The sequence below is a fragment of the Glutamicibacter sp. Je.9.36 genome, from assembly GCF_051129975.1.
In the GTDB taxonomy this organism is placed as follows: domain Bacteria; phylum Actinomycetota; class Actinomycetes; order Actinomycetales; family Micrococcaceae; genus Glutamicibacter.
In genome coordinates this window covers 112,690-137,812 of the sequence record NZ_JBCPSN010000004.1, presented here as the reverse complement: position 1 = coordinate 137,812, position 25,123 = coordinate 112,690, and the positions used below count along the sequence as shown (strand labels likewise).

General features: G+C 62.8%; 26 protein-coding genes and 2 pseudogenes. 14 read left to right on the top strand and 14 right to left on the bottom strand.

From position 1 onward, the window contains the following. Positions 1 to 3: 3 nt before the first annotated feature. Positions 4 to 468, bottom strand: a complete 465-nt coding sequence (locus tag AAZQ98_RS11595) for a hypothetical protein (RefSeq protein WP_434692425.1) — start codon at positions 466 to 468, stop codon at positions 4 to 6. A gap of 63 nt (positions 469 to 531) precedes the next feature. Next, positions 532 to 990: a 23S rRNA (pseudouridine(1915)-N(3))-methyltransferase RlmH gene (locus tag AAZQ98_RS11590; RefSeq protein WP_180993116.1), complete on the bottom strand. Its 459-nt coding sequence runs from the start codon at positions 988 to 990 to the stop codon at positions 532 to 534. Positions 991 to 1,053: 63 nt separating this feature from the next. Between AAZQ98_RS11590 and AAZQ98_RS11585 the strand changes: the two genes are divergently transcribed. After that, positions 1,054 to 1,740 carry a phosphatase PAP2 family protein gene (locus AAZQ98_RS11585; RefSeq protein WP_434692422.1) on the top strand — a complete coding sequence of 229 codons (687 nt, stop codon included), beginning with the start codon at positions 1,054 to 1,056 and terminating at the stop codon, positions 1,738 to 1,740. 46 nt (positions 1,741 to 1,786) lie between these two features. On the opposite strand, the gene AAZQ98_RS11580 is transcribed toward AAZQ98_RS11585, so the two are convergent. Beyond that, positions 1,787 to 2,404, bottom strand: a complete 618-nt coding sequence (locus tag AAZQ98_RS11580) for a LysR substrate-binding domain-containing protein (protein ID WP_434692733.1) — start codon at positions 2,402 to 2,404, stop codon at positions 1,787 to 1,789. Between the two features lie 93 nt (positions 2,405 to 2,497). After that, positions 2,498 to 2,629 (bottom strand): annotated as a pseudogene (locus AAZQ98_RS11575) (LysR family transcriptional regulator); the annotation flags it as partial. Between the two features lie 514 nt (positions 2,630 to 3,143). Between AAZQ98_RS11575 and AAZQ98_RS11570 the strand changes: the two are divergent. From AAZQ98_RS11570 to AAZQ98_RS11535, 8 genes and pseudogenes are all read left to right on the top strand, one after another. After that, complete coding sequence (locus AAZQ98_RS11570) at positions 3,144 to 4,592, top strand: relaxase/mobilization nuclease domain-containing protein (protein ID WP_434692419.1); 1,449 nt, start codon at positions 3,144 to 3,146, stop codon at positions 4,590 to 4,592. 15 nt (positions 4,593 to 4,607) lie between these two features. Beyond that, positions 4,608 to 5,468 carry a hypothetical protein gene (locus AAZQ98_RS11565; RefSeq protein WP_434692417.1) on the top strand — a complete coding sequence of 287 codons (861 nt, stop codon included), beginning with the start codon at positions 4,608 to 4,610 and terminating at the stop codon, positions 5,466 to 5,468. Between the two features lie 311 nt (positions 5,469 to 5,779). Then, the gene (locus AAZQ98_RS11560; protein WP_434692414.1) at positions 5,780 to 7,138 is read left to right on the top strand and encodes a DUF3238 domain-containing protein; all 1,359 of its coding nucleotides are present in this window, start codon (positions 5,780 to 5,782) and stop codon (positions 7,136 to 7,138) included. Positions 7,139 to 7,269: 131 nt separating this feature from the next. Then, entirely contained in the window at positions 7,270 to 7,620 is a 351-nt protein-coding gene (locus AAZQ98_RS11555; RefSeq protein WP_434692411.1) for a hypothetical protein, read from the top strand. 231 nt (positions 7,621 to 7,851) lie between these two features. After that, positions 7,852 to 8,577: an EamA family transporter gene (locus AAZQ98_RS11550; protein WP_434692410.1), complete on the top strand. Its 726-nt coding sequence runs from the start codon at positions 7,852 to 7,854 to the stop codon at positions 8,575 to 8,577. Then, complete coding sequence (locus AAZQ98_RS11545; protein WP_434692407.1) at positions 8,523 to 8,792, top strand: EamA family transporter; 270 nt, start codon at positions 8,523 to 8,525, stop codon at positions 8,790 to 8,792. Before AAZQ98_RS11550 ends, AAZQ98_RS11545 begins: the two co-directional genes overlap by 55 nt. Further along, a pseudogene (locus AAZQ98_RS11540) lies at positions 8,789 to 9,127 on the top strand (MFS transporter); the annotation flags it as partial. The gene AAZQ98_RS11545 and the pseudogene AAZQ98_RS11540, both read left to right, overlap by 4 nt. After that, positions 9,021 to 9,989: an MFS transporter gene (locus AAZQ98_RS11535; RefSeq protein WP_434692404.1), complete on the top strand. Its 969-nt coding sequence runs from the start codon at positions 9,021 to 9,023 to the stop codon at positions 9,987 to 9,989. The pseudogene AAZQ98_RS11540 and the gene AAZQ98_RS11535, both read left to right, overlap by 107 nt. A gap of 44 nt (positions 9,990 to 10,033) precedes the next feature. Here the strand turns inward: AAZQ98_RS11535 and AAZQ98_RS11530 are convergent, their stop codons facing one another. Both AAZQ98_RS11530 and AAZQ98_RS11525 read right to left on the bottom strand, forming a co-directional pair. Then, a complete protein-coding gene (locus AAZQ98_RS11530; RefSeq protein WP_434692401.1) occupies positions 10,034 to 11,005 on the bottom strand; it encodes a D-2-hydroxyacid dehydrogenase family protein in 972 nt (323 codons plus the stop codon). Positions 11,006 to 11,103: 98 nt separating this feature from the next. Continuing rightward, complete coding sequence (locus AAZQ98_RS11525) at positions 11,104 to 12,951, bottom strand: calcineurin-like phosphoesterase C-terminal domain-containing protein (protein WP_434692399.1); 1,848 nt, start codon at positions 12,949 to 12,951, stop codon at positions 11,104 to 11,106. Positions 12,952 to 13,130: 179 nt separating this feature from the next. On the opposite strand from AAZQ98_RS11525, the gene AAZQ98_RS11520 reads away from it, so the two are divergent. Both AAZQ98_RS11520 and AAZQ98_RS11515 read left to right on the top strand, forming a co-directional pair. Then, positions 13,131 to 14,258 carry a hypothetical protein gene (locus AAZQ98_RS11520; protein WP_434692397.1) on the top strand — a complete coding sequence of 376 codons (1,128 nt, stop codon included), beginning with the start codon at positions 13,131 to 13,133 and terminating at the stop codon, positions 14,256 to 14,258. Positions 14,259 to 14,307: 49 nt separating this feature from the next. Then, positions 14,308 to 14,739: an acyl-CoA thioesterase gene (locus AAZQ98_RS11515; protein WP_434692394.1), complete on the top strand. Its 432-nt coding sequence runs from the start codon at positions 14,308 to 14,310 to the stop codon at positions 14,737 to 14,739. Here AAZQ98_RS11515 and AAZQ98_RS11510 read toward each other — a convergent pair. Beyond that, the gene (locus tag AAZQ98_RS11510; protein WP_417364404.1) at positions 14,736 to 15,587 is read right to left on the bottom strand and encodes a helix-turn-helix transcriptional regulator; all 852 of its coding nucleotides are present in this window, start codon (positions 15,585 to 15,587) and stop codon (positions 14,736 to 14,738) included. The two genes, AAZQ98_RS11515 and AAZQ98_RS11510, sit on opposite strands and share 4 nt — an antisense overlap. A 191-nt stretch (positions 15,588 to 15,778) precedes the next feature. On the opposite strand from AAZQ98_RS11510, the gene AAZQ98_RS11505 reads away from it, so the two are divergent. After that, positions 15,779 to 17,074: a benzoate/H(+) symporter BenE family transporter gene (locus tag AAZQ98_RS11505; protein WP_434692392.1), complete on the top strand. Its 1,296-nt coding sequence runs from the start codon at positions 15,779 to 15,781 to the stop codon at positions 17,072 to 17,074. A 101-nt stretch (positions 17,075 to 17,175) separates the two neighbouring features. After that, positions 17,176 to 17,967, top strand: a complete 792-nt coding sequence (locus tag AAZQ98_RS11500) for an aspartate dehydrogenase domain-containing protein (RefSeq protein WP_434692389.1) — start codon at positions 17,176 to 17,178, stop codon at positions 17,965 to 17,967. 16 nt (positions 17,968 to 17,983) lie between these two features. Here AAZQ98_RS11500 and pcaC read toward each other — a convergent pair whose 3' ends face one another. The 7 genes from pcaC to AAZQ98_RS11465 all read right to left on the bottom strand — a co-directional run bounded on the left by pcaC (position 17,984) and on the right by AAZQ98_RS11465 (position 24,047). Continuing rightward, a complete protein-coding gene (pcaC, locus tag AAZQ98_RS11495; protein WP_434692388.1) occupies positions 17,984 to 18,391 on the bottom strand; it encodes a 4-carboxymuconolactone decarboxylase in 408 nt (135 codons plus the stop codon). Between the two features lie 18 nt (positions 18,392 to 18,409). Further along, positions 18,410 to 19,207, bottom strand: coding sequence for an alpha/beta fold hydrolase (locus tag AAZQ98_RS11490; protein ID WP_434692385.1), 798 nt, complete (start codon positions 19,205 to 19,207; stop codon positions 18,410 to 18,412). Continuing rightward, positions 19,189 to 20,595, bottom strand: a complete 1,407-nt coding sequence (locus AAZQ98_RS11485; RefSeq protein ID WP_434692382.1) for a lyase family protein — start codon at positions 20,593 to 20,595, stop codon at positions 19,189 to 19,191. Before AAZQ98_RS11485 ends, AAZQ98_RS11490 begins: the two co-directional genes overlap by 19 nt. A gap of 145 nt (positions 20,596 to 20,740) precedes the next feature. Beyond that, a complete protein-coding gene (gene pcaG, locus AAZQ98_RS11480) occupies positions 20,741 to 21,319 on the bottom strand; it encodes a protocatechuate 3,4-dioxygenase subunit alpha (protein WP_434692380.1) in 579 nt (192 codons plus the stop codon). 1 nt (position 21,320) lies between these two features. Continuing rightward, positions 21,321 to 22,154, bottom strand: coding sequence for a protocatechuate 3,4-dioxygenase subunit beta (gene pcaH / locus AAZQ98_RS11475; protein ID WP_434692377.1), 834 nt, complete (start codon positions 22,152 to 22,154; stop codon positions 21,321 to 21,323). 63 nt (positions 22,155 to 22,217) lie between these two features. Then, entirely contained in the window at positions 22,218 to 23,414 is a 1,197-nt protein-coding gene (locus AAZQ98_RS11470; protein ID WP_434692376.1) for a 4-hydroxybenzoate 3-monooxygenase, read from the bottom strand. A 159-nt stretch (positions 23,415 to 23,573) separates the two neighbouring features. Further along, on the bottom strand, positions 23,574 to 24,047 hold the full coding sequence (locus AAZQ98_RS11465; protein ID WP_434692374.1) for a MarR family winged helix-turn-helix transcriptional regulator: 474 nt from the start codon (positions 24,045 to 24,047) through the stop codon (positions 23,574 to 23,576). Positions 24,048 to 24,181: 134 nt separating this feature from the next. Between AAZQ98_RS11465 and AAZQ98_RS11460 the strand changes: the two genes are divergently transcribed. Next, positions 24,182 to 25,111 carry an SDR family NAD(P)-dependent oxidoreductase gene (locus AAZQ98_RS11460; protein ID WP_434692371.1) on the top strand — a complete coding sequence of 310 codons (930 nt, stop codon included), beginning with the start codon at positions 24,182 to 24,184 and terminating at the stop codon, positions 25,109 to 25,111. The last annotated feature ends 12 nt before the right edge of the window (positions 25,112 to 25,123 follow it).

Below are 25,123 nucleotides of genomic sequence, written 5' to 3'. Positions count from 1 at the left end.
TGGCTAGACCGCCATTTCCTGGGCATCTTGCACACGGTCCTTGTCCCATGCCGCTTGCGCGGAGGAAAGCAAATGCCATAAGGCGGTGCAGGAAACGACTAATTTCGCACCGATGCTCCAAGGGTCCTCGGCGACCCAAAAGCGCAGGCACATCACGATCAATGAAGCCAGGAACGCGTACCAGCCGTAGGTTGCCGAGCTGCTGAGCAAAGGGCGCATCTTGGCGCGGCTGCGCGTAATCATGTAGTGCACTATGGCTGCAAGGACAGCCGCCGCGAATAACCCCAGAGCCATCTTCGGCGAAAGGACATGTTCAAGACTCATCGCGGTGCTCCCGAGCACCACGTACACGAAGAGGGCGGCCCGGGAAGAAGTGCCGGCAGCGACCATCTTGTTCGAGGCCTGGTCCGCGGAGGCCAGGCGCTCCGCGGCGGTCAGCTTGTCGATTCGTTCTTGCCCCTCAGCCATGATTTCCCCACTTTCCGTTATGGAAAGTCTTGTCTTTCCAAGTTGGAAATTCAAGGGGATGGCTTAAACGTGATGGTACTTCCCGCCTGCCAGGATGTCCTGCGCGCGGTAGAGCTGCTCGGTGAGGATCAAGCGCACCAGCTGGTGCGGGAAGACCAGCTTCGAAAGCGACCAGGTGAAATTGGCCCGCGCATGCACGGACGCGTCCACGCCGTACGCGCCGCCGATGATGATCACGACGTTGCGCGAAGCATCAATCGGGGTGCGCAAAGTATTGGCCAACGCGGGGGAGTCCACGTTCTTTCCGCGCTCATCGAGCAGAACCACGAAGTCGCGGTCATCGATTTTCGCAAGGATGCGGGCCGACTCCTCGGTGCGGGCCGCGTCGTTCTCGCGCGAGGAATGGTTCAGCAGCTGCCAGGTGAGATTGAAGGGCTTCTTCAGCCGCTTCTCGTAGCGGGAAATTCCCTCGTCCACCCAGGATTCGTGTTTCTTGCCAACTGCCAGCACCTTGATCGTCATGCTTCCATTGTTCCGCATCGATCGAGTTCAGCGCTTCGCGCCCGCCCCGATACGATGGAAGCCATGCGATCCTCATGGTATTTCCGGCAAGGCCAACGTTCCCGCGGCGCACAGGTGCTTTGGATCATTTTCGGGCTGGTTGTCGCCATGTTCTACTTCACCCGCAGGGTGCTGGTCTCCCTGCACGCGGGCGGATGGGCCAGGGATCTGGATGCCCCTGCCTACCAATGGGCACTGGAGCACCAGTCGCCGTTCCTGTTTGCGGTCTCCGACTTCTTGTACTTCTGGGGATCCACACCGGGAATGACCATGATCATGCTGGTGATCACCTCATTGCTGTGCTGGAAAACCCGCAGCGCGTGGCCGTTGGCGGCCATCGCGTTCACTGCACTGGTCTCGGTCCTGCTGACCGTTATTCTCAAGACAAGCCTCCAGGTGCCGCGTCCCCAAGGTGTTCCCGGAGGCCCGGCGCCGCCGCAGACCTTCTCGTTCCCCAGCGGGCACACGCTGAACTCGGCCGCGCTGATCGGCATCGCCAGCTACCTGGCGATCATCTACGGGCTGCGCCGCTACGCGTACCTGATCTCCATCGTCGCGGCGCTATTCGTCCTGGCGATGGGAGCTTCCCGAATCTACATCGGGCACCACTGGGTCTCTGACGTGCTCGTGGGGTTGCTGATCGGGGCCGCATGGGCCGCCGTCGTGGCGATCCTGCACTACTACTTCGTGCCGCGGCCGCAGAAGCCCTAGTGTCACCGGTCCTGCCAATGCCGTGCCGCCAGAATACGTGGACGCTCTATCGGACCTTGAAGTTCTTCTCCAGTATGGCAATGAAGGCGAGGGCAGCCGGGCTGGGATTGAATTCACTCCAGGCAAGGTATTCCGTGCGTGAGGGCCCGTCGGACAGCGGGATGGCAACAAGTCCGCGATTGGACGGAACCAGCGCTTCGGACATCAAAGCAATCGCCAGGCCCTGAGCGGTGAGATCAAGCATCAGATCAACGTTCGTTGCTTCGAATGCGACGTGTCGGGACACTCCCACGGAGTCGAACGCTATGTCCGACTGCGCTCGCCCCGGTGAATTCGCAGGAAAATCCACGAAAAGCTCATCAGATAGGTCAACGAGACTCAGGCGCTGATTTTCTGCCAGTCGATGCCCGGCATCTAGCACGGCAACGAGTCGTTCACGAGCGAGAATCCGGGAAGCTACTTGTTTTGGAGCGGTGCTGCCGGGGAGGCCAAGCACGGCAACGTCCATGGAACCGGCCCGAATGGACTCGATGAACGCATTGCTGTCCCCGGTGCTTAAGCTGACGTGGACTACGGGGTTGTCGCGGTGGAATTCCCCCAATGCAGCTGGCAGATCGATCCCGGTAACCGTAGGAATGATTCCGACGCTGAGTTTGCCGCGGATTTCGCCGGTGGTGGCCAGTGCCTCGGAGACAGCGCGCTCTGCCGCTTCCAGGCTTGCTCGCGCCGATGGCAGGAAGGCAACCCCGGCTTCGGTCAGTTCGACCTTCCGGCTAGTTCGAGCGAATAGTTGAGTCCCGATTTCGTGCTCCAATACCTTGATTTGGTGGCTCAAGGCCGATTGGACCACATGGCAGCTTTGGGCAGCGCGCGTGAAGTTCTTGTGTTCTGCGACGGCAAGTGTGTTGAGTCATTGCGGAGTCGATACTTGTTTCTGGCCTCGTGCCAGGCAGTCCAGCTCACCCGGCTCTGTGCAGGCGGCGGTGACGGCACGTTCCTTTCGTTCGTGGCTACACTCTGCGAGGCCACCGTGGTCTCGATAGCACCCCCCGCATTCGCTGCGGCTTTTAGGGTCTCTACCCCTCCCTGAGTTTTGAGGGATTTAACGAGAGCGATACTGCTGACTATCGCTGCAGCTAAGCCACCCACACCGCCGAGCCACGCGGGGATCACTGCGCCCCAAAAATCTGTTCCACTCATGATGCAATCATAGTGTCACCTAATCGACACCAGTTTCATGTCGGAGGAGCGATCCCTGGGCGGATAACTGGCAGATTCATTTGCTGCAACGTCCCAAATATGGTGTCGTGTATGTCGCGATCCAAAGTAAGTTGTTACCCGTTATTGCTTAGCTATGAATGCCTTTTGCAGAACAGTGCAATCCGGGCATAGTCCCCAGTCATATGTCCGATGAAAAATGGAACGCGATCGCCAACGATTTCGTGAAGTCCATGGGCTTCGACGACAACGAGGGGACTAAGGCCCCGTGCCGTTGGGTTGCCGTGCATCACGGAGTCTCGAAGAACGGCAATGACCACATACACCTGGCCGTGAACCTGGTCCGTGAGGATGGCACCAAGGCCTCCGTCCATAACGACTTCCGTCGTGCGCAGGCCGCCGCGCGAGCTCTTGAAGTAGAGCATGGTTTGGAACCCCTGGAATCTGCCCAGGACCAACGCGCGACCCGCGGTTCTGATCCTGCCGAACGCGAAGCCCAGGCACGTTCCCGTGCCCGAGCAAAGTACGAACGTACCCGCACCAAGCAGGGCAAGAAATCCCCATCATGGGAGTGCCTTTCCGGGGCCGACCGCAAGGAACACATCGCTGCGGAGCTACGCGCCGACCAGCCGCGTTTCCTGCTTTCCTTGAAGGTGCGAGCTGCATCGACGGCAAGTAGTAGCGAAGCGGAATTCGTGCGCCGGATGCGCCGTGACGGGCTGCTGGTCCGCGCCCGATTTGCAGATGGACGAACCGACGTTGTTACCGGCTATTCCGTGGCCGAGCGTCCCGAGGCCGGAGAACGGCCGATCTGGTACGGCGGGGGACACCTTGGCCGTGATCTGACGCTGCCGCGGCTACGTGATGGCTGGCCCGATACACCCACCGGAGCAACCGAGGCCGCCGCTGAGTGGAACGCTGCTAAGCGCGGCCGCCGCGTGGTCGCACCGGGCCGCGAAGCGCACGAACCCAATCCGGAATTGTGGGATCAGCGCAACGCTGAACTGCGTGAGCTGGTGGACCGGCTGCGCGCCGTCCCAGTCGATGACCGTGACACCTGGGCCACTGTGGCGCGCCAAACCTCCGGTGCCTTGGCCGCCTGGTCCAACGCAACCGAGAGCACGCCCGGACACCTCGCCGCCGCGGCCGAAGCGCTGTCCCGTTCGGCGCAAACATATGAACGTACCGTCACTCCTCAAAAGGCCGACACGGTGGCCCTGTCCAGTACAGCCATGCTCTTGGCTAGCGCCTCCCATGGGGGACAGGGCACTGTCGCCCAGGCGGCAATGGTGCGCCAGCTCTTGCGTCTGACCCAGACAGTGTATGACGCTTCCGTGGCAGGACAGCAGGCACGGCAAGCGAAGCTGTTGGCCGAGGACACTCGCGCACGGCTGGTCCGCGTTCGTGACGCCATGCCTCAGGTGCCTACCGCGGCCAGCGCCAATGGCACCGCCACGGCAACCATTGAACGCCCGAGCACGCTTGATCCCGAGGCACAGGCCATGCTTAATCGGCTGCACGCCGGGCAGGGCAAGCCCGCCACCGCGGCGGCTTCACCCATCCCCAACAAGATCGAGCCAGCCAAGACCCATCAGACCACCAAGCCGGGTACGGACCGCGGCCCGGAACGATAGAAAAGGGGGCCGATCATGGCCGAGGAAACAGATGGAATTGAGGAAGCCTTCCAAGGCCAATTGAGGGTCCTGGTCACCGCTGCCGGGCAAATTGCCGAACGGATGGGCAGAGCCCGCGAGGACGCTTTACGCCGAGCGCAAGCGTCCAGCGAGCAAGAAGCCCGCGAGCTGCAATCCCGGTTCGCCGCAGGACAGCGCGCCGCCCGAGCGGAGATGGGCAACGTTCATCGCGCCGAGTGGTGGGACCGGGCCACCCCGGAACAGATCGGCCACACTTACCAGCTGGCCCGCGCCTGGTCCAAGGAAGAACCCGAAGCGGTTCGAGCTGAACAGAGGATGCGCGATGAGCTGCGCACCCGCTACTCGGTCGACGTCGACAACACGGGAGCGGACCCCGAGGCAGTCCGCCAGGCGGTCCAACGCGAGCTGGCCAAATCGGAGCACGACCGGGCGGCCGCGGCCGCCGAACAGTCGCGCTCCGAGCAGGAACGAGCCGAAGCGCGACGGCTGATGACGATGGCAGACCAGGACGAGCGCCGGGCCGGGGAATCCCGAGCGGCTGCCGAGCATGAGCCGGACCCCGAGGAACGCGTGCGTGCCGCCGCCGAAGCTGAACAGCGCGAGGCACAGGCCGACCGTGCCCGCGAGGACGGGCGCACCGTTTACGACAGCGCCGAGCGCCGTGCAGGCACCGCCCAGAGTCTCGAAGCCCAGGGTATTGACCGCGAGGTGGTGGCCACGCGCATGCGGGCTGACGTCAGTCAGGGCAAGCCCGCCACCGATGCGGTCAAGGGCGCCGGGAAGGCCAAAGCACCCAAGGGTCGTAAGATCCGCGGCCATGGAATCCAAGTCCAACGAGCGGGCCTGGATCGGTGAGAACAGAAGCGATTTGCAAAAATTTTTGGGGCGGTACCTGTTAGGTACGGCCCCAAAACATTTATCGTCTTACTGATAGCTTCAGATGTTCATAGGTGTAGGCAGAACCTTCATTATTCTTCTTTTTGTAGATAAGTCAATTCCATTGAATGTACTTCAATTGAGATTTCAGGTTTCGAGATCTCTGGAATCATTGAATGTATGAACGAATTCATCTACTGAGTACCTGCCAGGTGGCTGTTTCCTTCAAAGTCATAAAGCAGTAATTCATGCTTATCGATATAAGATCAAGCCAAAAAAGGGGAGGGCCTATGAACAGCTCTGTGCATCGAACGAAAACGGTTGTCTGGGGTGTGACGATGTCTCTAATGCTAGGGGCAATCGCAGGACCGGCATTTGGTTCTGAGCAGCTTGTGATATCATCAACGGCCACCGACTCAGACCAGAATGCAATGAACAGCGTGATACCAGGGATAGGAGTAGGAACTCCTGCTCCCCTTCCGATTAATTTTTCAGATCTCGGAGCGATGACTGTCACTAAATCAAGCATCAGTCTGAAAGATCCAGCTGGTCAGAATATTGCTTTAAAAAAGATCGATGGAGACGGTTCCGGGGAAGACTTTTATGAAGGCTTAACGAAGAATGGGAAAATAGTAGAAGTTCAGGTGCTGTCTGAAACACCGACCGCACCATTGGCAGATCCTGAGACCCTAGGAAGCCCAGATGACCCGGTCGATGAGGTCCCAGTTTCCGGCGAGTCAGATGGTTATGAGGTGGAGGCGGCTCCAAAGGTTGTCTCCGCGGCTGATTTCAAACCGGTGCTTGCTATCGCTAGTACGGCCACAACTGTGACCATTGCAGCTCCAGCCGGAACCGCAGTAAAAGATGTAGTTTCCTACGATTCCTCTGGCATCGTGGTGGCTATGCCAGCGAACAAAACTGAAAATAGTAATGGCTCCATCACGCTTCCTCGCGCTGAAGCGGCTGCAATGTTTGGTGTGGAGACCGAACAGGGAGACGAGACGACCCAACTGACGATTCCTATTGCCACTCCCGCGGCTGCGAAAAAGAATCAATGGACCGAGTTCTACTACACGACGTTTATTCCTGAGAAGTATGTAGATGTCCCTGGGGCATGCAAGGTCACTTCAAATAGCTGGAACGTTACGAAGCACAACGGTAACAACAGGTCATGGAAGAATTTGAGGAACGGAGCAGCCTACGAATCCTATAAAACCGTAGCTGGCATCAAAGTCGACTGGTCTCGTGGCAAGGTCTATAACGTTGCGCAGGTTTCCGTTTCCAAGGGTTACGACAAATCAGGAAACCTTAAGAAAAAGAAGCAGGCAAGCGCACGGGGTATCAAGACTGAAGAGATGCAGCGATCATCCAGTTACGTCTACTGGAGGATGCGTCATCAAGTTTCTAACCCTTTATGCCCCGGGGCGGGAGCGATCCGCTACACGGGCGCTGTGAAAATGTACCGGTCCGGAACGATGAAAGTCAGTTTCAACCGAGTTCAGGTCCCGAACCATGAAATGTATGCACGCACCAACCTCCGTGGGAACTGGACCAACATCCATAGGCTCAAGCGGAAAGCTTTCGCTTGCTTAGCTCTCCCTTGCGGAAATAATGCATACGCCCGAACTGTGAAATTGAAGATCAATTGAACTACAGCTAGAAATAATATTTTGAAAGGTCTTACGAGTTGGAAAATTGCGTTAAGGAACGACTTACATCACAGATGATATCGCTGCCGATATTTATTCTCATTGCATTCACTGTTGATCTGATCTCATACATGTCTGAAGCTACGACGCTAGGGTACACGACGTTGTGGGCTGGCATTCTTGTTCCTTTTACTGCCATTTTGATCTTTGCCACCGTACCGACCTTGATCAAGAAAACTCGATCCGTAGTACGTGATCTGATCGGTGTCTTTCTCGGCGCGACACTGTTTGGCGTAATTGCCAGTCTTCCCGTCTGGAGTTCGACAGCAGGACAAAGTGATGTTGCTCAGGGAGACTACGCATCAGGCGTGATGCTGTCACCGTTTTTGGGATTGATCGTCGTAGCGATCTTTGCTGTTTCCTCGGGATTTTTTGAATACCTATTGCACCGACGTATTCGGACCCGCAGCACGAAAAGGTAGATCATTCGGTAAGGGTAAGCCGAACCAGGCAGCCACTGAACTACAGCTTTATGGCGGCCAGTCGGCTGATGTTATCGGGCCGGAAGCCGGACCAGTGATCCTCCCCCGTGCCGTCCTCCACAACGCACACCGGAGCCTCGCTGCAATTCCATTCATCTATCGTGGCACACGATTGTTGCCATGAAAACTATGTGTTGGACTGATTGATGAGTTCACCGTGATAGTTGAAGCATGATCACAACTACGGCTCCTTCACCTGCGCATATGATGAGTTCTCGTGCCGGCACTACCCTGCTGACGGCGTTGGCTCCGGCCGTCTGGGGCACAACATATTTGGTGACGACGGAACTGCTTCCCCCGGGGCACCCGATGTTCGCCGCGCTCGTTCGCTCGTTGCCGGCAGGGATCATCGGACTGCTTTTGGTACGGCAGCTCCCTCGCGGTGTCTGGTGGTGGAAAGCCGCCGTGCTCGGCTTCTTGAACGTCGGACTCTTCTTTCCACTTCTGTTCGTGGCCGCGGGTCGGCTCCCGGGAGGAGTGGCCGCGACCCTCGGGGCCGTGCAACCGCTTGTCGTTGCAATTCTCGCAGTGCTGATCCTGAGGCAAAGCCCCTCCGGATGGCAGTTGGCTTGGGCTGTCGCCGGTGTTCTGGGCGTAGGGCTTGTAGTCCTCGGACCCGCCGCCAGGCTTGATCCAGTAGGAATTCTTGCTGGATTGGACGGATGCCTCGCCATGGGCCTTGGCCTGGTCTTGGCCAAACGGTGGGGCCGGCCTGCAGGTCTCGGGGCGATGGGTTTCGCCAGTTGGCAACTGACTGCCGGTGGCCTCGTATTGCTGATGCCGACAATGCTGCTTGAAGGATTCCCCAACAGCGTGCCGGCTTCGGGCTTTGCCGGATATCTGTGGCTCGGGCTCGTAGGCGGACTGCTGGCCTACCCCTTTGGTTCCGTGGCCTAGGGCGTCTTCCGGTCACTTCCACGGCCCTTTTAGGGATGCTTTCCCCGCTGGTTGCAGCGGCGCTCGGGGTGGGCCTTGGAGGGGAATCGCTCAACGCCGGCCAGCTCCTTGGCTTCTCGCTGGCGGTGGCTGCACTGGCCGCGGGGCAATTCACTATCCGATTACCACGTTTCAGCAATCCCTTCGCCCTTCAATCTCGGAATGATGCCCAATGACAACAACGTCACCGATCAGTTACCAGCCGTTCCAAGCGAGAGCCCGCCTTCCGTGGGGTGCACTCCTGGCCCTGTCCTCAGCGGGGTTCCTGGCAATATTTACAGAAACCATGCCGGCCGGGTTACTGCCGCAGTTGGCTTCAGGGCTCGGGACTTCACCTGCAGGCGCTGGCCAGCTGGTCACCCTATACGCAGTCGGTTCGCTCCTCGCTGCCATTCCGCTGATTTTTGCGACCCGTCGCATGGACCGGAAGAAGGTCCTGCTCTGCGCAGTACTGGGACTTGTACTTTTCAACACCGTTACAGCACTGGCTCCGTGGTATCCGCTGGTGCTCCTTGCCCCGGTTTGCTGCTGGTGCGGCAGCGGCTCTCATTTGGGGCGTCATGTCCGGGTACGCGAGAAGCCTCGTTATCGAATCCTTGCAGGGACGTGCGCTGACCATCGCAGGGCTAGGCCAACCGATCGCCTTGGCGCTCGGGGTCCCATTGGGAGCTTGGGCTGGATCAATCGTTGACTGGCGATGGGTATTTCTGGGCATCTCGGTCGCGGCACTTGCCTTGTTTTTCTGGATCCTTGTTTCTTTGCCCCCAATTGCTGGGCGGCCAGAAACGCGCAAGCCGTCGTTAGGCAGCGTACTGCGGATTCGCGGAGTTCGCATGGTCCTGTTCGTGGCCCTGTTCTGGGTGCTGGCCCACAACGTGCTCTATACCTACATCGCACCTGTGCTATCTCCCAGTGGCCTGAACCTCGACTTGGGCTTGCTGCTATTCGGGGTGGCATCCTTCGCCGGAATCACCATCACAGGACTCGTCATTGACCGTGCCATGAGGGTCCTGATTCTCGGTTGCCTGTCTGTGATGGGAATTGCCGGTTTGGTGTTGGCGCATCCTGAACTGGGCAGCTTGGCGGCTGCCACCGCGATAATCCTATGGGGGATCGGATTCGGAGGAGCGCCGGTGCTCTTGCAAACCTGCCTGGCAGATCGCGCCGGCAAAAATACCGACGTGGCCCAATCCTTATTCGTGACCGTATTCAACCTCGCGGTGGCTGGCGGAGGATTGGCAGGCGGCGTCGTTCTTGCCCTCGGCGGATCCAGCGAAACACAGGCGTGGACGGTGCTCGTCCTCATGGTGATCACTGTGGCAACGGTGGTGGTTGCCAAGCGGACGTTCGCTCCAGGCCGCCGCACCGAATAGGCGGGCCCGGCAGCCGTTCAGCAGTGTGCAGCGTCCCCGGGTACCTAGGCCAGCACCCGGATCGTTGCGCCGCTAGCCCACGCGCGGATGTCTTCCACCGCGTCGCGGTAGAACATCTCGAACTGCTCGATGGTCACATAGCCGATATGCGGGGTGGCAATCACGCCCCGGGTAGCGGCCAGCCGGTCCTTGGCCGGCAGCGGTTCCACGTCGAAGACATCCACCGCTGCCAGGTGCAGCTGCCGGCTGTCCAGCGCGTCGATGAGCGCGTCGGTCTGCACGATCCTGCTGCGCGAGGTGTTGACCAGGATGGAATCGGGACGCATCCAAGCCAGCTGCTTGGGTCCGATGACCCCGGTGCTGCGCTCCGAGAGCTTCAGGTGCACGGTCACGATGTCGCTGGTGGAGAACAGCTCGGCTTCGGAGACCAGCTCTACGCCCACTTCGGTGGCGCGGGCCTTGGTGAGATTCTGGCTGTAGGCGATGACCCGCATGCCGAAGGCCAAGCCGACCTTCGCAACCTTCGCTCCCAGATTCCCCAGGCCGTAGACGCCCAGGGTCTTGCCGGACAGGCCCAGTCCGAAAGTGGTCTGCCAGCCCGAGCCAGCCGCCAGCGGGCGGTCCGCGGAAAACAGCTCCACGTCCAGTCGGCGCGCGGCGCTGAGGATCAGCGCCCAGGTGTGCTCGGCGGCATCGGTAGCCACGTAGCCGGTGTGGCTGACCACGATGCCCTGGTTCTTGGCAGCCTGCAGGTCGATGGATCCGTTGCGGCGGCCGGTGGTGACCAGCAGCTTCAGGTTGGGCAGGGCATTGAGCCGGGCGGCCGGGAAAGGCGTGCGTTCGCGCATGGCGACGATGGCGTCGAAGGGCTGCAGCGCCTGGACGACGGTGCTGTCCTCGTGGCCCAGGTGCTCGGTGAAGACCGTGACTTCAGCGTCCAGGGCGGCGGCGAGGCCGTCGAAATCGGCCAGCGAGCGGGCCACGTTGTGGTAATCATCCAGGATTGCAATGCGCATGGCTTCATCCTAGGCACCTGCAGCCGATGCTGTCCCACTGCGGGCCGTAATAAAAAGCTGGTGCCTGCATCATGCAGGCACCAGCTCGAAGGGTGACGCTACCCGATGACCGTGAAATCCAATTCCTCGGTGAAAGAACGCCCATGCACGTCGGTGGCAGTCACCGTGGCGGTGTGCGCCCCGACGGAGAGATCATCTGGCAGTTCCAAGCGCCACAGGTGGCTGGTCTTCTCGGCGAAGCCGCCACCATGGACGAATTGCTCGGCGATGGCCGCCGGATCCGAGTACTCGGCGCCTGACAGCGGGCGTTCGCCGGCCATTTTCTGCGTCCGCTCGGCCGCAACCGGGTCCTGGCCGTCGATGGAGACCTCGACAGCGGAGCCGGTGCTGCCCATCCAGAAGTTCGTGGTCAGCCAGGTGTCCTTGGCCAATCCCTGCCGGCTCACCGCCAGCGGGTCATCCAGGGCCGGAACCGTGCCGCGCTCCTTTTCCAGATTCTCCTCGTACCACTGCCGGTACGCCGGGGTGTTCAAGCCCAGGGACATCTGCTTGCTGGCATCCCCGCCGGTCACGGTGAAGCGCTCGGTGATCTTGGTGTTCTTGATGTCCAAGGTGAGCACTCCCGGAGGGGTCCCGTCGCGCTGGATGGAAGTCGGGTAGCCGTTCTCGGTAACCCGTCCGTCATACCACTGCCCGGAAATGGCCGGGACAGTCAGGTGCGTGAACGGCAGGCCTGCCTCGCCGACCTCGTCGCGCCAGCCATCCATCAGGTCCCCGGCGCGCAGGTTCTCTGACATGTGGGTGTGCCCGCCCAGGGAAACGACCTCGCGTCCTTCCAGCAGCTCGTAGATCTCCCGGACCTGCTTGGTGGAATGCTCGTCGCTGTAGAAGAACTCCAGCAGGGGGCTGTGCCCGGCCAGGACGATGGCCTTGTTCTTGGGTACCTCGGCCAGGTCCGCGCGTAGCCACTGCAGCTGGCGCTTGCCCAGATCGTAGGTGTAGTCGCTCTTCTTGGCCGGAACCGCAGTCGGGTAATCGATGGTGCTCAGGGCGATGACGTGAGTCTTGCCCGTGTCGTAGGAGTAGTATTCCGGACCGAACTGGGCGCGGAAGGAATCGTACTCGTGCTGCCCGTCCAGCGAGTCGTAGTCGATGTCGTGGTTGCCCGGCAGGAACCGGGCCGGACCGTTGAGCATGGAGGACAGTTCGCGGGTCTGGTGGAAGAAGGTCAGGTCATCGCCCACGAGGTCGCCGATGAACAAGGCGCCGCAGCCGGTGTAGTCGGTGCGGGCCGCCAGATCGGCGAAAGCGCCTTCCCTGGCGTAGTCGACTTCCTGCTGGGTATAGGTCTGCACATCGGCACCGATGACGCAGCTCTGCTCGGGCGACTGCGTGGCGCTGCTGGCCACCAGCGGGAAGTTGACCGCCTCGGGCAGCGGCCCGGTCGGGGCGATGCCGTCGTACTTCAGGTCCGGGGAGCCTTCAGGCAGGTGGGTGTAGAAGAATTGGGCGACGTTGTCGTCGTCGACCGGAACCTGGAAGCCCCGGGGCTGGGTGACGAACGCGGTCATGTTGTTGTAGGCCGGAAGCTCGTAGCGTCCCTGCCCATCGGTGGCCACGACGTCGCGGCCGTTGGAAACCGTGACGTTCGGTAGGCCAGGCTCGTTGGCATCCTGCGTGGAGTTCTTGTTGCGATCCTCGAAGACCACTCCGTCGAGCGTCTCTTGCGCGGTGCCGCTGCGGCCAGTTCCTGCCGGGATCACCTCGACTGACCCGCGGTAGGCCGAGGAGCTCCAGTCCGCGGCGGACTTGGCTGCCGGCACTGCCTCGAGTTCCGGGGTGGCGCCGATGAATGCGGTGGAAGCTGCAATGGCAGCTAGGCTTCCGGCGGTGAGATGCAGTGGGGTGAGATGATTGGTTTTGCCGGGTCGAGCGAAGATTTTCACGAACGTTCCTCCGGGTGGGGACAATCTGCCTGCCCCTTGGCCGGCCGTCTTCCACGGTGCCAATGGCAGGTGAATTGCAACCCCTGCTCAGGTAATGTCTAATAATCGATCCCGTAAATAGTTATCGACTGTCTTGGCGGGATTTACTGTTTTCGAACCAGTGAAATGAAGTGGCGCGGATGGAACTAGTGCAGGCGCTCATGGCAGGCGCGCGCGGGCGAAGGCTGTTGTGGGAGTTCGCCACTGCCAGCGAAGAGAAACTGCTACCGGCGTTCGGGGAGCATCCGCTGCATGCGGCGATGTTCTACGCCGCGTATCACGTGGCGGTAGAACGCGGCGAAAGCGTTGGCCTGTTTGGCGCGGATGAATCCAGCATGCCCGAAACCAGCGTCCAGCAGATCGCCCGGCACCTTGACGGCACCACCCTGGTGCCGGTCACCGCAGCGCTGCTGCAGCAAGCGCTGGTCCGCTCGGTCGACAGTGCCCGCTATTGGCAGGAACCGGATGGGGAAGACACCCTGCTGGCGTTGCCGGAACTGTCCGCGCCGCTTGAGCGCGTGGCCCGGCATCTGGCGGACAGCGGGCTCGCGGCGGGGTGGCTGGACCCCGTGGATCTGCACAACCAATTCCAGGTCGAATTCGACCAGCATGACCCGCAGGGCAGATCGCAGGCTCCCGGCAGCAATGTCCTGGGCCTACTGCAGGAGTGGAGGGCCGGCATCCTGGCGACCGAAGCCCGCGATGCCGCCGAAATGAGCAGCACCCCGCTGGGCAGCTTCAGCGGGGAATGGTGGTCCAAGCCCAGCAGCCGCCTGCCCTCCACTACCGGTGTGTTCCCAGACCGGGAGCCAGTGGGCCTGAGCTGCGTGGAAGACGGTTTCGGATGGGAGCAAGCCAGCGTGAGGGCCGCCAGCGTGCCTCCCGCAGCCAAGGTGCTGGAGATCGCCACGGCCGAGGACTGGATCCGGCTCTGCCGCGAGCACGGCATCGAGGTCACCGCGCACAAGCGCCACGACTGGTACATGGCCACCGGGCGCGACGGCGCATGGAAGATCCCCGACTGGCTGGCCGTGGCGCGCGATTACGACGGGGTGCATCTGGGTATCGGCGCCTATCTGGCGCTCGCCGGCCAGTGCCTCGACATCGATGAAGAATACGCCAGCGTGATTGCCGGGTGGGACCCGGACCAGGCCTTCTGGTTCACCGATGAGCTGCGGTGCTACGGGCCGGCCCGGGAATGGATCTGCCTGGACGCCAACAACGAGGATGCACGGTGGTTGCCTGCTGGCAATGACCCAAGTTCATGAGCCGTCACGGGCGCAGTAGCCAGCCCGGGTTTCTGGTGCAATGGGTTCCATGAGTGAAACGACAAACGATGAACTGGCCGCGGCTACCGAAGTCATCTTGCAGCTGCGCTGGTCGGACCAGGACGCCCTGGGACATGTGAACAATGCGCGCATCGTGACCCTGATGGAAGAAGCCCGCATCCGCTGGACGCGCGAGGACGGGACAACAGGCCGTTTCGAATTCGGCACCGTCGTGGCATCCATCCAGATCGACTACCTGCGCCCGCTGTACTACCAGCCCGAGATGCTCATCCGCATGGGCATCAGCCGGCTGGGCAACAAGTCCTTCACCGTGCGGGGCATCGGCTACCAGGACGGGCAGCCGGTATTCGACTCGACCACGGTCATGGTGCCGCTGGCAGCCGATGGCGTCTCGTCGCGCCCGCTCAACGAGCTGGAGCGCAGCTGGCTCGGCAAATCGCTGATCCCAGCACGCAACTAGGCTTCGGGCGCCGGTCCCTGGCCGTTGAGCAGCGCGGCCAGATCGCGCAGCTTCGCTTCGGAGTCCGAGCCCGGCTCGGTGGTGTAGATGAACAGGGTCTGGTCTGGTGCCCCGGTCACGTCCAAGGCCTCGTAGTTGACCTCCAGATAGCCCACCTGGGGATGGTTGAACCGCTTGATCCCGTCCCGCCGCTCGACCACCCGGTGATCGGCCCACCAGGTGCGGAATTCTTCGCTGTTCATGGACAGCTCTCCGACCAGCTGCGCGAGCAGCGGATCATGTGGATGGCGCCCGGCATCCAGGCGCAAGGTGCCGACCATCGAGGCGGCGATCTGCTCCCAGTCGGCGTAGCGCTGCCTGGCTTCGGGATCCAGGAAGGCCCAGCGGATCAGGCTGCGGTGGCGCACCGGCTTGGCGAGGAAGTCGGTGAGCAGGCTGGCGGCCAGCGCATTCATGCCCAGCACCTCGGTACGCCGTCCGCGGATGAAGGCCGGATGCCCAGTGAAGGAATCCAGCAGCTGATGCAACGACGGGCGTACCCGCTGGATGCTGCTCGACGGGTTGTTGCGCCCGGAACCGGAGACCGAGCGGGCCAGATTGAACAAATGCCCGGCCGCCGTCTCATCCAGTTCCAGGGCCTTGGCCAACGCGCCGAGCACGGATTCGGAAGGGCGCTTGTGCCGGCCCTGTTCCAGCCGGGTGTAGTAGTCGGTGCTCACGCCGGCCAAGACCGCAACCTCTTCGCGGCGCAGGCCAGGCACGCGTCGCCGGGGACCGCCATCGCCTGCCGGGCTGACCAGGGCCCGCCGTGCCTTGAGGAATTCGCCGAGCTCGGTATTGGAATTCATCCCTGCATTCCTTTCATCCGCGGGCCGCATCGCCCCGGTCCTATCCTAGCCCTGCGTGCAGTGGCAGCCAGCAGCCCGAACTATCCTAGGACTGCCATACCCCGGATCAATGCGCCACGTCCCACGGCCCCTGGAGCCGTGCAATGGTGGTGGACTATTAATGCCACTGCCACCATCGCCCAGGAGCGCACATGCCCGGACCCGCCGATAACCTGCCCACCCGCGAATCGGCTCCAGCAGCTGCGCGAGCACCACGCGAACCGCTGCTGGAGCGGGCCGAGCAGCGGCCTGCCGGGATCCGCGACCTGCTGCGCGACGTGGGCGGGGTGTATGCCAGCAATGGTGTGATCGGGCTGGTCTTCTCCGCTTCGGGCCCCATCGCGGTCACCCTTGCGGTGGGTGCCGCTGGCGGGCTGTCCCAGGCCGAGATGGCTTCCTGGGTCTGCGGGATCTTCCTCTCCGCCGGGTTGGCGACCATCGTGATGTCCCTGCTCTACCGCCAGCCGCTGGGATTCGCCTGGTCCATCCCCGGCACGGTGCTGCTGGGCCCTTCGCTGCAGCACCTGTCCTTCCCCGAGGTGGTCGGGGCGTTCTTCGTCTCCGGGGTGCTGGTCCTGGCCTTGGGCGCTACCGGGGTGGTGCGCCGGATCATGGCGGCCATACCCATGCCGATTGTGATGGCCATGGTGGCCGCGGTCTTCTTGCGCTTCGGCACCGACATCGTCTCGTCCACCCAAGCCAACCCGGTGGTGGCCGGCCCCATGGTGCTGGTCTTCATCCTGCTCGCTGCGGTGCCGGCATTGGGCAGAAGAATTCCCCCGGTGCTGGGCACGCTGATCGCCGGGGTCATCGCGGTGGCCGCCAGCGGCCAGTTCGCGTTGGGCGCAGCTGGCGGGCCCGTGCTGGCCACCCCGGTGTTCACCGCTCCGGAATTCAGCTGGGCTGCGCAGCTGGAACTGGTGGTGCCGTTGGCTATCACCGTGCTGATCGTGCAGAACGGCCAGGGTGTCGCGGTGCTGCGCTCTGCCGGGCACCGTCCCCCGGTCAATGCCTTTGCGCTGGCCTCGGGCGGGTTCTCGATCCTTAATGCCTGCTTCGGTGCGGTGTCCGCCTGCGTCACCGGGCCAACCAACGCGTTGCTCGCATCATCTGGCGAAAAGCACCGCCAGTACACCGCAGCGGTGGTCTATGGCTTCCTGTCCCTGCTCTTCGCCCTGTTCGCTCCAACGCTGACGCGCTTCATGCTGGCCACCCCGGAGGCTTTCGTGCTGGCCTTGGGAGGCATCGCCATGCTCAAGGCCCTGCAGCAGGCCTTTGTGACGGCCTTCGCCACCAAATTCACCCTGGGCGCCCTCGTGACGTTCGTGGTGACCATTTCCGGCCTGGACCTGTTCAACATCCATGCCGCCTTCTGGGGCATCCTCATCGGATATGGCGTCTCCCGGCTCATGGAACGCACGGACCATTCGACCGCTTCCCGGCACTAGCGGCAACGGCCCGCACCCTGGCCAGCTGGCAGTTCGTGCCGAGCCTGCGAGCTGGCCTAAGCTGGCGGTAGCTTACATCGATCTTTTCGGACAGGACGGGCATGGCCACGGGCAGCATGTATCGGGTGGGAATACTGGGCCACGGGGCGATCGGCTCCGTGGTGGCGGAGCAGCTGGCAGCCGGGACGGTGCACGGTGCCCAGCTTGAAGGGGTGATCCTGCGCCGTCCGCAAGCCGGGCTGGAGCATGAGCAGCTGAGCTGGGAGGCGGCCCTGGAGCGCTGCGACCTGGTGGTCGAATGCGCGGGCCAGCAAGCCCTGCGCGAGAATGCGGTGCGCATCCTGGCCTCCGGGGTTGACCTGCTGGCCAGTTCCATGGGAGCGCTGGCTGACCCGGAGTTCGCCGCGCAAGTGCAGGCCGCCGGACCGGGACGCTTGTCCAGCACTGCCGGGGCCATCGGCGGATTGGACCTGCTGGGCGCGGCTGCCCGGATGGGCGGCATCGACCAGGTGCTGGTGACGACGCGCAAGCTGCCAGCCACCTTGGTGCAGCCGTGGATGGATGCGCAGCGGCGCCGTGAATTGGAGCAGGCCGCCGGACCCGTAGAGGTATTTCGCGGTCCAGCCGCGGCAGCGGCCCAGGACTTCCCGAAGTCATTGAATGTGGCCGCGGCGGTGGCGTTGGCTGTGGGGGATTGGGATGCGGTGACAGCCAGATTGATCGCCGACCCGGAGGCAGGCCTGACCGAGCACCGCATCGAGGCGCGCGGCCCAGCCGGCGAGTACAGCTTCTCGATCAAGAACCACCCCTCGCCACGCAACCCGCGCACCAGCGGCATCGTCCCGTGGGCCCTGCTGCACTCGATCCGGCAAGCCGCGGAGGCGCGCCGCTAGCGGCGCGGTGCCACCGCTATTGGCCTTCGGCTGCCGCGTACTCCTCCAGCACCTTCTTGCCGATCTTGAACGCCACGTTCGCCGCCGGAACAGAACAGTAGATGGCACATTGCAAGAAGACTTCCTTGATTTCTTCGGGAGCCATGCCATTGCGCAGGGCCGCGTGCACATGCATTTCCAGTTCTTCCCAGTAGCCGCCGGCGATCATTGCGGTCAGCGTGATGGCGCTGCGGGTAGTGCGCGGCAGGCCGTCGCGGGTCCAGATGGTGCCCCATGCGTAGCGGGTGATCATTTCCTGGAATTCGTCGGTGAACTCATTCGAGTTCGTGGTGGAACGCTCAACGTGCTCGTTGCCCAGCACCTGGCGGCGTACCTCCATGCCGGCATCGTAGGTATCGCCGGGAAGGCGCGGTGAATCAGCCATTTCTGCAGGTCCTCGCTTCTAGTTGGCCAGCAAGAACTCGGCCAGCAAGGCCGCGGTCTCTTCGGGGGCTTCGGCCGGGGCCAGGTGGGCGGCCGAATCGATGACCGCCATGGTTCCGCGGGGTGCATTTTCTGCGATGAACTCCGCGTCTGCCGGAGGGCACACCTGGTCCTGTGCGCCGTTGATGGCAATGATCGGGTCGCTGGTTGAAGCCAGCTGCCCGCGCACGTCGAATCCTGCCAAGGCACCGCAGGCGTGGGCGTAGGCGAAGCGGTCAGCGTCCTGCAGGCTGTGCAGCAGCTCGGTGCTGATCACCGGTTCCTTCTCGATGAATCCCGGTGCGAACCAGCGCTCGGCAGAACCGGCGACCATGGTCGGGGTGCCGGCCTTGGCGACCAGCTCGGCACGGTCGGTCCACCCTTCGGGGGTGCCGATCTTCGCCGCAGAGCAGATGGAGGACAACGCGTCGAAGAAGCCGGCGTGGTCCACGGCCAGCTGCAGGGCGGTGGCCCCGCCGACCGACACCCCGGCGTAGTACAGCTTGCTGCCCTCGGAGATGACGCCGTCGGCACGCAGCGCCTCGACGGCCTTGGTGACCCCCGTAGCCAGTTCGGCCAGCGAGAACGCGTCGGTGGACGGCTTGCTTTCGCCGTGCCCCGGAAGGTCCCAGGCGATGACCTGGAACTTGTCCTTGAGGTACGGCAAGGCCGGGGCCCACAGCGGCAGGGCCGCGGTGCCCAGCGAGGGGCCGACGATGAGGGTGGGAAGTGCCTTGTCGGTGTGCAGCAAGGAGGGGGTTAGTTGCGGGACTGCCATGATTCCTTCCGTGCCGAGTAATCGGCGAGTACGGTTTCGGTGAAGCGATCCGCGGCACCGAGGTAGCCAGCTGGATCAAATAATTCGTAGAGGTCCTGGTCGTTCAAGTCATGCACGGAGATTTCCAGGCGCAGCAGATCGCGCAGGGAAATGCCCTCGTCGAGGCTGCGGCGCACCAAGGCCTGGATGGCCGGTTTTCCGCCGACCACCAGGTCAGCCAGGGCGGCAGCGAGTCGCTCGGAGAGCACGGCATCTCCGCCCAGGGCGAGGTTCCGCTCGATGGCAGCGCGATCCACGCCCAGGCCGTTGGCCAGGAACGAAGCGTGGAATGCCGCCCCTGAGGCCAGTCGGGCCAGTTCGCGCAGGGCACTCCATTCGGCGTGCCAGCCGCCATCGGGGCGTTCATCCACCGCGCTGCCGGCAGCGGTGAACAGGGTGGAGAGCAATCCGGGGGCGCTGAATGCCGCATTGCGCAGCAGTACCGAGCGCACCGGGTTCTGCTTCTGCGGCATGGCCGAGGAGCCGCCCTTGCCGGCCTCGCGCGGTTCGGACAGCTCGCCGATTTCCGGACGGGCGGCGGTGAGCACATCAGCGCCCAAGGTCCCCAGCGCGGCAATGGCCGCACCCAGTGCGGAGCCAAGCTGGAGAATCGGCATGCGGTTGGTGTGCCAGGGCGTTCCCGGATCCTCCAGGCCCAGCAGGGCCGCCAAATCCGAGGACAGCGACTGGCTTGTGGCCGTTGTCTGCGGCTGGCCGGAGAGCAGCTGCTCCAGGGAGGCAAGCGTGGCCACCGCACCGCCCCACTGCAAGCGCAGCTGCCGCGCCGCGGCATCCAGCTGCTGCTCGGCATCCAGCACGGCCGAGAGCCAGCTGGCCGCTTTCCAGCCCAAGGTGGTGGGCAGCGCATGCTGGGTCAGCGAGCGGGCAATGCACACGGTCCCGCGGTGGGCCTGCGCCAGGGCAGCTAACCCGCCAGCGGTGCTGCGCAGATCTGCCAGCGTGAGCGTGAGCGTCTTGGACAGGACCAGCATCAGCGCGGTGTCGATGATGTCCTGGCTGGTGGCACCGCGGTGCAACGCGGTGCCCGCAGTTGCCGCGGCCCCGTCGTGCTTGAGCAGGTCGCGCATCATGCCCAGCAGCGGGATGAGCGCATTGGCCCCATCCGGTGTCCTGGAGGCCAGCAAGGCCAGGTCGTAGCGGTCCACGCTGGCCACCTCGCGCACGGCCTGCGCATCCTGGACGCTGCACAGGTCGGCATCCGCCTGGACCTGCACCCATCCGGCTTCGGCATCCAGCATGGCTTGGACGAAAGACGCATCGCTGGCCAGGGACGCGGCCGCAGTTCCTGCCCAGGCGGGGGCCAGCACGCCGTAGTCTGCGCCATCCATTCGGTGCCTCGATTCTTAGCTGTTGAGCGTATAAGCCGTCTATCTAGAACTGTAGTGCCCGGCAACGGGCAACACCCCGCCGGGTGCTCCAACGCCCGTAACAGTGCGGGCACTGGGGCAATCCAGCGGGGTGTCGCGGTGGCAACTAGCTCTCGCGCGGGTAGGAGAGGAACACCGTTTCGTTCTCGCCTTGCAGGCGGATATCGAAGCGCAGCGAGCCGTCGTCTTCGCGAGCAGCAATCAGCGTTGCACGTTCTGCTTCGCCCAGCGATGACAGCAACGGGTCGCTAGCCAGCGCTTCGGTGTTCTCCGGCAGGTAGATGCGGGTGAACAGGCGATTGAGCAGGCCGCGGGCGAAAACCGCGAGCATGATGAACGGGGCCTTGCCCTCTTCGGTAGCGCCCGGGTTCACGGTGGTGAAGGTGTAGTGCCCGGCGTTATCCACCGCCACCCGTCCCCACCCGGTGAAGGTGTAGCCGTCGCGGACCAGCGAGCCATCGCGGGAAACGACATTGCCGTTCTCATCGGCCTGCCAGATTTCCAGCAGGGCGTCCGGAATGGCCTCGCCGTTGCCGTCATAGACCATCCCGTGCAGGCGCACCGAACGGGGATGGGCCTGGCTGGCCAGCTCATTGCCCTTCTCATAGGGCAACGCGTAGCCGTAGAACGGGCCGATGGTCTGACCCGGTGTGGGGGCCAGCTTCAGTTCTGGTGCCTGAGCCATGCTAGTGGTCTCCCTCTTCATCTTCCATCCAGGTGCGGTTGGAGCCGGTGAGTACGATGTCCCAGTTGTAGCCGGTAGCCCATTCATGGGACGTCAGCGAATGGTCGTAGCTGGCGACCAGGCGGTCGCGCGCTTCCTTGTCGGTGATCGCCTGGTAGATCGGGTCGAGGCTGAACAGCGGGTCGCCCGGGAAGTACATCTGGGTGATCATGCGCTGGGTGAAGTCGGTGCCGAACAGCGAGAAATGGATGTGCGCCGGGCGCCAGGCGTTGTGGTGGTTCTTCCACGGGTAGGGTGCCGGCTTGATGGTGGTGAAGGAGTATTCGCCGTTCGGGCCGGTGATGGCGCGTCCGACGCCGGTGAAGTTCGGATCGATCGGGGCCGGATGCTGGTCGCGCTTGTGGATGTAGCGTCCGGCGGCGTTGGCCTGCCAGATTTCCACCAGCTGCCCGGCCACCGGGCGGCCGTCGCCATCGAGCACGCGGCCGGCGACCACAATGCGCTCGCCGATCGGCTCGCCGTTGTGCTGGATCGTCAGATCCGATTCCAGCGCGTGCACGTCGCGCTGGCCGAAGGCCGGGGAGTGCAGCTCAATGGTTTCCGGGTCCACGTGGCGCAGGTTCTTGGTCGGGTGGCGCAGCAGCGAGGAACGGTAGGGCGCGAAGTCGATGCGCGGCTGGGTCTCGGCTTTCTTGCCCTCGGCCACCGACTGGCGGTAGGCCTCATGGATATCGGCGATTTCCTGGCTGATGGATTCTTGCGAGAGCGTCGTGGCTGCGGGGTCCAGCACGGGGGAATCGCTGAACGACTCGTTAGCTGTGGTTTCGGTGCTCACTGCGTGCTCCTTTCGAAGGGGGCGTACGGGCGTGGTGGAGGAAATGCTTGGGAAGGGCGAAGGCTAAGCGTGGGGCCAGCCGGTGTAGGACTCGGCCAGGTACTGCTGGCCGAAGCGCGAGGAGGTGACCGTTTCCAGTTCGCCCAGGGCGCGCTTGGCCATGAAAGGGTCCCCGCCTACCGGGGTGTGCAGCATGGAGGTCATCCAGTAGGAGAAATTCTGCGCCTTCCAGACCCGCTTCAACGCCAGGTCCGAATAGCCGTCCAGCAGCTGCTCGCTGCCGGTGGAGAAGAAGGAATCCAGCGCCTCGAAGAGCACCTTCACATCGGCGAAGGCCAGGTTCAGGCCCTTGGCTCCGGTGGGCGGGACGGTGTGCCCGGCATCGCCGATCAGGAACATCCGCCCGTGGGAGAGGGGTTCGCGCACGAAGGAGCGGAAGCCCAGCACGGTCTTGTCGAAGATCTCGCCGGTTTTCAGCTGGAAGCCATCCGGCCCGTCCACGCGCTTTTGCAGCTCGGCCCAGATGCGGTCATCGCTCCAGGCATTCACGTCTTCGTTCGGGTCGCATTGGAAGTACATGCGCTGCACTGTTTCGCTGCGCTGGGAGATCAGCGCGAAGCCGTGGGGGGAGTTCGCGTAGACCAGTTCAGGCGCTGACTTCGGCGCCTCGGTGAGGATGCCGAACCAGGCGAAGGGGTAGGCGACCTTGAAATCCTTGCGCAGTGTTTCGGGCATCTGGCGGCGGGCGAAGGAGCGCGAGCCGTCGGCGCCGACGATCACATCGGCGTGCACCTCGAAGAGATTGCCCTGCTCGTCGGTGAAGCGGAACTTCGGGGTGGAGGTCTCCATGTCCAGGATCTCGGTGACTTCGCAGGAGTAGCGCACATCGCCCTGGTCGCGCTGGCGCGCCGCGGCCAGGTCAACGAAGACCTCGTTCTGCGCGTACAGGGTGACGGTGGCGTCGACCAGATCGCGGAAGTCCAGCGGGTGGGATTCGCCGTTGAAGCGCAGGTCGATGCCGGCGTGCTCGTCGCCGTGGGTCAGCACCCGCCCCTGCACGCCGGACTCGGTGAGCATCTTGACGGCCTGGGCTTCGAGGATGCCCGCGCGGTGGGTGTTGCGGATGGCCTCGTGGTCGCGCATTTCCACGACGATGTTCTCGATGCCGGATGCGGCCAGCAGGTGGGAGAGCATGAGCCCTGCTGGACCGCCGCCGATGATGCCGACCTTGGTCTTGAGAATGCGCGGATTCTGAGCCATGGGACCTGCCTCGCTAGCGTCTGGACCAGAAGCCGCACTGCCGGCTGCGTTGCCGGACCGATGCATCTGGTCTAAGGAAGTAAGAAGAACTTCCCTCATGATGCGGCGCATGTGATCGGGCAGACAGCCGGGTTCTCAATGAATGAGAATAATTGGTTGCTACTCCGCGTCAGCCAGCGCTACCCGGGATAGCAGATCGCGCAGCTGCAACCGCTCCTGCGGGGTTAGCGCTTCCAAGGTCTCGTCCTCGTTTTGCCTGGTGATCTTGCGCGCCTGCGTGTAGAGCTTCCGGCCGGCCGCGGTGGCTACTATCACCTTGGAGCGGCGGTCGCTAGGATCTGGAATTCGGGAGACTAGTCCACTGGTTTCCAGCCCGTCCACCAGTGGCACGATCTGGCTTGGATCGAGCGCGAGAAATTCAGCGAGATCGCGTTGGGTGGGGATGATGTCACTGCACGCCAAGGAAAGCACCGAGTAGGAACGCACCTTGAGGCCGAGTGGCTTCAGCGCATGGTTGGCCCGGGCCGAGCCCAGGGAGCGCATGCGCGCCACTAGGAAGTTCAGCTCCTGAACGAGGTCGCATTTCATGAACCGTTCTTCCTTCGCTGATTTGGCGGTGATTTTGCTAGTCATCTCATTGTCTCCACTTTTCATGAAAAAATAAACCATTGACTTTCTCAAGGATTAAAGTTCTTATGTATGTAGTCAAGGTTCCCACTTTTCTTCCAAGTGGAGCAATTGAAACACCTCAACGAATTGGAGTTCTCATGTCCCTAGCAGGAAAAGTTGCCATCGTGACCGGAAGCGGACGCGGACTGGGCCTGAGCTATGCGCAAGAACTGGCGCGTCAGGGAGCCTCGGTGATTGTCAATGATGTCGATCCTGCGGCCGTGGATGCTGCGGTTGCATCCATTACCGAAGCCGGTGGCACTGCGGCGGGAGTTGCGGCGGCGGTAGGTTCGACCGAGGCCGCGAAGGCGCTGGTTGCCGGCGCTGTCGAGAACTTCGGTCGCCTGGATATTCTGGTCACCAATGCGGGTGTGCTGCGCGACAAGTCCCTGCTGAAGATGACCGACGAAGATTTTGATCTGGTGATCAACGTCCACTTGCGCGGCACTTTCACCTGCGTGCGGGAGGCCTACGGGTATTTCAAGGAAAACAATGTCTCCGGACGCATCATCGCAATTGGTTCGCCGACCGGCCAGCGCGGCAACTTCGGCCAAAGCAATTACGCGGCGGCAAAGGCCGGGATTGTCGGCATGGTGCGCACCTGGGCCCTGGAAATGAAACGAGCCGGGGTTACTGCCAACGCAGTGATCCCGGTGGCAGCCACCGAAATGACCAAAACCGTTCCATTCTTTGCAGCTGCCGTGGAAGCCGACGAGCGCGGCGAAGCGATGCCGGACTTCTTCCGCAAGGATCTGGGCTTTGGCACCGCAGATGATGTGGCCGGCCTGATCGCCTACCTGGCCTCGGACGCCGCTGCAGAGATCAACGGCCAGGCCATTGGAGTCGGCGGGGACCGCCTGCAGGTCTGGAGCCACCCTGAAGCTGTGGTCACCGAGCTGCACGACGGCGGATGGGACTATGAAACGCTGGCCAATGAATTCCCTGCGCGCTTCGGATCCCACCAGCAGTCCGTTGGGGAGAAGTTCCCGGAACTTCCGGAAGAACTGCGCCCGGAACCAGCCAAGTAGGGAACTGGGGGA